The organism is Microcoleus sp. OTE_8_concoct_300, from assembly GCF_031383065.1.
GTDB lineage: Bacteria > Cyanobacteriota > Cyanobacteriia > Cyanobacteriales > Microcoleaceae > Microcoleus.
Genome location: NZ_JANMZH010000867.1, coordinates 1 through 3,524 on the forward strand (window position 1 = coordinate 1; position 3,524 = coordinate 3,524).

At 46.1% G+C, this 3,524-nt stretch carries 4 protein-coding genes; 1 reads left to right on the forward strand and 3 read right to left on the reverse strand.

The features are described 5' to 3' along the window. The coding region (locus ACUVJL_RS37915) for a PP2C family protein-serine/threonine phosphatase (protein ID WP_445250519.1) at window positions 1-283 on the forward strand (283 nt) is incomplete at its 5' end. Window positions 284-825: 542 nt separating this feature from the next. Here the strand turns inward: ACUVJL_RS37915 and ACUVJL_RS37920 are convergent. The 3 genes from ACUVJL_RS37920 to ACUVJL_RS37930 all read right to left on the reverse strand — a co-directional run bounded on the left by ACUVJL_RS37920 (window position 826) and on the right by ACUVJL_RS37930 (window position 3,393). Continuing rightward, window positions 826-2,259, reverse strand: a complete 1,434-nt coding sequence (locus ACUVJL_RS37920) for an ABC transporter substrate-binding protein (RefSeq protein ID WP_445250520.1) — start codon at window positions 2,257-2,259, stop codon at window positions 826-828. 421 nt (window positions 2,260-2,680) lie between these two features. Then, the gene (locus tag ACUVJL_RS37925; RefSeq protein ID WP_445250521.1) at window positions 2,681-2,866 is read right to left on the reverse strand and encodes a hypothetical protein; all 186 of its coding nucleotides are present in this window, start codon (window positions 2,864-2,866) and stop codon (window positions 2,681-2,683) included. Between the two features lie 335 nt (window positions 2,867-3,201). Continuing rightward, window positions 3,202-3,393 carry a hypothetical protein gene (locus ACUVJL_RS37930; protein ID WP_445250522.1) on the reverse strand — a complete coding sequence of 64 codons (192 nt, stop codon included), beginning with the start codon at window positions 3,391-3,393 and terminating at the stop codon, window positions 3,202-3,204. Window positions 3,394-3,524 lie beyond the last annotated feature (131 nt).

The following is a 3,524-nucleotide window of genomic DNA, read 5'->3' on the forward strand; positions in this document are numbered from 1 at the left end:
CTTTCCCATCGCCTTGGAACCAGATATTGCCGATTTCATTGCTTCTACTGAAATACATTTGAATTCGGGGGATGTTGTCGTACTCTACACCGATGGAATTACGGAAGCTTTTGATATGAATAAAGCTCAATACGGTATCGAACCATTGATTGAAGTTGTTGTCCTTAACAGGGAACAGTCAGCCGCAAAAATTAAGCAAGCTGTTATTGAGGACGTGCGGCGATACATCGGGGAGCAAAAAGTATTTGATGACATTACTTTGGTAGTAATCAAACAGAAGTAAGTATGGGAGAATTTAGTTGAGACCGTGTCAGTGTCCTATTGTTTCCGGTTGCACCCGAATGATACTGAGGACACCGTGCGTGCTCATTGGTGTCAACTTAACGTTAAACAGTCCGACTGTCGGGCAGTCCGACAGGGAATGAATTCCCTGCCTCAAAGCTAAAGTCCTCGCTATGAGGACTGAGAATAAAAATTTTTAAACTCATTAGTCCTCCTCGCTGTGGACTTTAGCTATTAGACAGGGGTTTCAACCCCTGGCGGACTGACGGGTAAGCGGGAAGATTGATGGACTAAAAGCTTAAGTTGACACCTATGGGCAATGCCGTTTCCCTACGCGCAAATAATCAAGAACACTTAATGAGAGATGTAATTTTCACCCGATTAATTGTAGGGAAACGGCACTGCCGTGTCCTGATTGTGCGTAATATGAATTCGGATGCCAGCGGATTTGATATAACTACTCATCTTGTAAGCATTTCTGATTGATAAGCTATAGAACTTATTACTGAATATTATCACCTACATTTCGCGATCGCAAATAGTTTACAAACCGGATATCGGCACAAACTCGTAACCGTAACTGGTGCGATTTCCGGGTTTAACAGTTACTAATTGAACTGCTCGATTGCGATCGCCCGAAGGTAAAAACCGAATCGGGCCGGATGCTCCTTTTGCCGAAAAATCTGACGCCGATAAAGCTTGTTGAATGCCTGTACGAGTCGGATTGCGCCCTAAACCGGCAATTAACGCCAGGGCTGCATCGTAGGCTAAAGCTGTCCGCCAGCTTACTTCAGCATTCCAAAGTTGTTTGGATGTTTGGGGAAAGTTTGACTGTGGATCTGCGAGAATGTGCCAAGGAACAGCTAGCACCATATCTGTTGCTCCTGCGCCACCGATTTGCAGTGTTTTAGCAGTATAAGCACCGTCTCCTGCTAGTAATGGTAGCCGTTTGGCGTTTACTTGCACTACTTGCAAAGCTTGGTCTATCGTGGCTGAATTGGATGCTAACATAATCACTTCTGCTCCTTGGGCGATCGCACTTTTAACGCTCTCGGCAGCATTAAAATTGCCATTAGCAAAGTCAAATTCGCCTACTATTTGTCCTCCATCTCCGTAAAGAGCGGTAGTGAATTCATCTTTTAAAGATTTGCTGTAACTGCTGGCAGAATTAAAAAATACAGCAGCTTTTTGCTTTTGCAATTTTCCCAGCATATAGCGGGAAATAGCATTAGCCGCAAACCGATCGCTCGGCACTGTCCGAAATATATTGCTGCCAACTCCTGAAAGCTGCACCGACGTACTTGTGGGAGAAATTGCTACTAATTGTTTTTGCTGGTAAATTTTGCTGGCTGCTAGCGTCGTATCTGAACCAAAATGCCCGATTACTCCTAAAATTTCCGAGTTATTTGCTAAAGCACTGGCAATTTGCGCGGCAATTTCTGGGTTGTTGTCATCATTAGCAATTACCACTTTTAAGGGAGTACCGCTAATGCCGCCGCTTTGGTTGATTTCATTTTGAGCTTGAGCTACGCCCCGCATAATTTCTAGAGCAGCATTGATATCGCTGCCAATGGGAACGGCGGCGGCAATTGTGTAGGCTTTTTGATCGCCGATGCGGGCGTTGTTGAGGTAAATTAGTGCTTCTGGATCGTTGCGATTGGTGTTCAGCGAAGCTTGTAAGTCGGAAATAGCTGCGTTATAGTTGCCAGATGCGATCGCCTGTACTGCAGCTTGTTTGGTTGTTGTTGCTTGCTCTGGAATTAACAGTTTTTGTCCGGCACTCAGACGCTGCCCAATTGCCTGCTCTGACTGCTCGGCATTCCCCGTCGGAGACTTGGAAAATGTCTGATTTTGGGGTGATGAACTTCCGAGATTGATGCTGCCTCGGCTTGTCAGCCACCAAATACCTGCACCGGCTAGCCCGATCGTAATTAGGAGCGATAATACCAGAACAGCGGTTTCGTTTTTTTGGGACATGGCTGCAGAATTTTAGATTTTAGGTTTTAGATTCAAAGAAGGAAGGAAGTGCGGCAACCAACAATGTACGGGATGTCACGGATTTAATAACAAGTTCTCCTTCATTTAATAATTTATGTAACTATTATTCTAATTGTTCTACTGAAGATAGATGATTTTTGGCTGGGATATACATATATTTTAGCGATTGGTAATTTATTTGAGCAAAAAATTGGGTTTTAAACCCCGTCCTTTTAAGAGGGCTTTGTGTTAAAATGGCGCTCCCGTCGGGATAGGGAACTGCCACGACTCGCTTATAGACAAGTCGAAAACGTAAGACTATTTCGGTAGCGGATTTCGATGAAGTGTCAAGAATCACCGCAGGTTCGATCGGGCGGTGAGTGTTTCAACTTGATTTTATACAATCTAGCTGCGTAGCAGCTTAGATGCCAGTGACGTTGACTGTGATGCCTGCAGATTGTCCCGTCTCTGAGGGTTTGCCTACTTCGCGGTATGTGGCGCTGCTGGGGGTGGGAGCCATTTGTGGTGTGAGTTCTGGTGCTGTTTCTGGCACCGCGTCTCCTGAGTCTGCGATCGGCCCGGCTGCTATCCGGCTGCCTTTCGGCATTTTGTGAGCTGCATGGGCTCAGTTGTGAATGTCAGCCGTCACCCGCACCCGGATCGAAATCTCCCATTTCTCTAAAAACTTCGACGCTGTAGATGCTGACGCCGATGACGAGAATCGCGGGGATTGCTGTCGAAAAGATTTCTCATATCAATTCCGGTTGCATTGGAATGATTAAACCGCAGAGTACGCAGAGAACGCAGAGGAAGAGAACACAGAGATGAATAATTCCGATGAAGGGCGGATTTGAGATCAGCCCTAGTTGTCGCTGATGGGTACGCTGTCGGTTTCGTCTCGGGGGCGGTAGCGAAATTTGAGCGCAAAATAAACCTCGCGCCCTAAACCAGGATAAATAGGGCTGTGGCGATCGCGGTCACGTTAAAAAATGGTCTACCATCGGTGCTTGTTCTGAGGCTTAATCTGGCATCAGGTGGTTGTTTTGACGGTACCACAAGCTGATTGCTGCGATCGCTATGCTGCCAAGGCCGGGCCAACAGCGAACCCGGTATTTTTCCTGCTTCTTTTTCCATCCTTGAACTGCTTGCTCGGGGCTACGAAGCCTCGACTAAAGAGTCGCTGGCTTATAGCTTGCTTAACTTGTTGACTGCGGTTTTATTTGCCGTCATACTTCCTACTAGGGTAGAACAATCAGCTAAATATA